A 2,663-nucleotide genomic window follows, 5' to 3' on the forward strand; every position below is an offset into this window, starting at 1 on the left:
ATAAAGCGCCCATAATAAAAAGCCTCTGTGAAGAGGCTCATTGAGGTTCATATGAAAATCCCTTAAGAATGGGACTCAATTGAATATTTCTCACAAAATTTATCTCCACTTTATTGACAGAAGTCCATTTTCGCTCAAACGAGCTATTTCGAACTTTACTCAGGAATAAAAACGCTTGATAAGTAGTCGTTTTGATTCGTCAAAACGTCCTTTTTTCTCTTTCTCCAAATAAAAAAGGGGCTGGAACTCAAAAGTCATTACACTTTCAAGTCGCAGCTTCCCTTACTGTGCTTGTATTTCAAAGCTTTCGGTTATGTTAATACTTTCTATAACTGACTGTACCATTGAGCAGTTTTTTCGAGTAACAGCTAAAGCTTTCTTAACTTTCTCTTCCGAAAGATTATTACCGATAATGATGAAATGCAGATGGATATCGGTAATTTTGTTTGCTTCCTTTTCATCACGTGTTACTTTTGCCTTAACATCAATGTTCTCGTATGACAGCCTCATTCGTTCTAATACTTTTCTTAGTACACCGCCGCTGCAGACCGCTACGGAAGATACAAGAAGCTGAAAGGGTCTAAAACCAAATTCGGCATCCCCACTAATATCTAATGTTCCATATTCAAAGGTCGTTTCATAACCCCGTTCCTTCATTTTAAACTCCATGTTCACACGTCCCTGATAAAGTTTTTTTATTCAACTTTTAACTGCATCCATTGTACAATGGTTTTAGTTTGTTTTGAAAGGAGATGCTCATGCAGCTTTCAACTTATAAATTCTCCGTTTTAGTTGGTATTGTTTTTATTTCGGGTTTCGCACAAGGAATGTTATTACCTTTGATTGCGGTTATTTTTGAACAAAGTGGAACCTCTGCATCTCTAAACGGTTTTCATGCAACGGCTCTATATATCGGAATCCTGATCGCTTCCCCATTCATTGAGAAGCCTCTGCGGAAGTTTGGCTATAAACCGCTTATTATGTCAGGTCTTTTAGCAGTGGTTTTATGTTTTGCCCTGTTTCCCATCTGGAAAGTATTTTGGTTTTGGTTCGTGCTTCGGTTGCTTATTGGAATCGGTGATCATATGCTTCATTTTTCTACTCAAACGTGGATCACTTCAAACAGTTCGGAAAAGAGCCGGGGAAGGAACATCTCCCTTTATGGAATCGCATTCGGTGCTGGTTTTGGAATCGGACCACTCATGACAAAGATGCTTGAGGTCAATGAAAACCTGCCTTTTTGGATTGCCGCAATTCTTTGCTTTCTTTCATTCATCTTAATGACGAGTATCCGAAATGAAAAGCCTGAGGCTGAGTCAGCACGAGTAGCAGATGTTACTACTATCTCACGATACAAGGAAGTCCTTAAAATGGCTTGGGTATCATTGCTTCCTCCATTTGCATACGGTTTTTTAGAAGCAACCCTTCATGGCTCTTTTCCTGTGTTTGCCCTTCGTAATGGCATAAGTTTGGATTGGGTGGCGGTTTTATTACCCGCTTTTGTAATCGGAAGCTTAGTTTTTCAGCTCCCGTTAGGCATATTAAGTGATAATTTTGGTAGGAAACCGATACTTGTATTTTCTTTCGTTTCAGGATTTTTCACATTTTTAGCAACGTATTGGACCATGCATTCTTTCTGGGCTCTTTTAGCCTTATTCTTTTTCTCAGGAATGTTCGTTGGATCTATGTTTTCGCTTGGGATTGCCTATATGAGTGATCTGCTTCCTAAATATCACCTTCCTGCAGGCAATATTTTGGCAGGCATTAGTTTTAGCATCGGGAGTATGGCAGGTCCATTAATCGGCGGGAGTTTTATTAGCTGGTTTAAAGGAAGTGCTTTTGTTGTGGCGATCTGTGGTATGTTATTTGTTCTTTGCCTTCCGATCTTATTTACGAAAAGCCGAAATCCAGCAGATGCTATAAAGACAAAAACTGCTTAAAATTAAATAATTTTTTGTACTTTACCCATATTATGAAAGCAGGAATTTTGACATTGGTTATGCAATCTTTAAACTAGAATTAATGATACTACACAACTTTCTATAATAAGGAGAAGATATTTTATGATGAGATTACGTTCGGAAATGCCTGAACTTAGCGGTGCAACAGAGTGGATCAATGGTGAGGTTTCTAAGAGCGATCTGATTGGCGACAAGCCGACTCTTATTCATTTCTGGTCAGTCAGCTGCGGGCTATGTAAAGAAGCAATGCCAAACATCAACAAGTTCCGCGATGATTATAAAGATGAACTAAACGTCGTTGCAGTTCATATGCCTCGTTCAGAAAAAGATCTTGATATTGAACAGGTCAAAGAAGTTGCTCAAGAACATGATATTACACAACCGATTTTTGTAGATAATGACCATGCCCTAACTGATGCGTTTGAAAACGAGTATGTTCCTGCTTATTATGTATTCGATGCTGAAGGGAAGCTTCGTCATTACCAAGCTGGCGGAGATGGAATGAAGATGCTGACAAAACGTGTAAACCGTGTATTAGGAAAAGAAACAAAATAAAAAACCGGGCTCTCTGCCCGGTGAACTGTTCCCTTTAAATTAGACAGTTTATAAAAAGTCCATTTAAGCAGCTATTAGATGACCTCGGAATTGTTCCGGGGTCATTCTGCTTAATGTCCATTGATATCTTTCTGTATTGTAAAATTC

General features: G+C 38.7%; 4 protein-coding genes. 2 read left to right on the top strand and 2 right to left on the bottom strand.

Annotation, left to right across the window (positions count from 1 at the left end):
* Window positions 1-282: 282 nt before the first annotated feature.
* A complete protein-coding gene (locus tag M3206_RS18625) occupies window positions 283-669 on the bottom strand; it encodes an OsmC family protein (RefSeq protein ID WP_251314022.1) in 387 nt (128 codons plus the stop codon).
* A gap of 89 nt (window positions 670-758) precedes the next feature.
* Between M3206_RS18625 and M3206_RS18630 the strand changes: the two genes are divergently transcribed.
* On the top strand, window positions 759-1,940 hold the full coding sequence (locus M3206_RS18630) for an MFS transporter (protein ID WP_251314023.1): 1,182 nt from the start codon (window positions 759-761) through the stop codon (window positions 1,938-1,940).
* Between the two features lie 126 nt (window positions 1,941-2,066).
* The gene (locus M3206_RS18635; RefSeq protein WP_251314024.1) at window positions 2,067-2,516 is read left to right on the top strand and encodes a TlpA disulfide reductase family protein; all 450 of its coding nucleotides are present in this window, start codon (window positions 2,067-2,069) and stop codon (window positions 2,514-2,516) included.
* A gap of 63 nt (window positions 2,517-2,579) precedes the next feature.
* Here M3206_RS18635 and M3206_RS19270 read toward each other — a convergent pair.
* Window positions 2,580-2,663, bottom strand: an 84-nt coding sequence (locus M3206_RS19270; RefSeq protein WP_425590697.1) for an IS3 family transposase, incomplete at its 5' end; no start/stop codon positions are given.

The sequence above is a fragment of the Fictibacillus phosphorivorans genome (assembly GCF_023715845.1).
Classification (GTDB): domain Bacteria; phylum Bacillota; class Bacilli; order Bacillales; family Fictibacillaceae; genus Fictibacillus; species Fictibacillus phosphorivorans_D.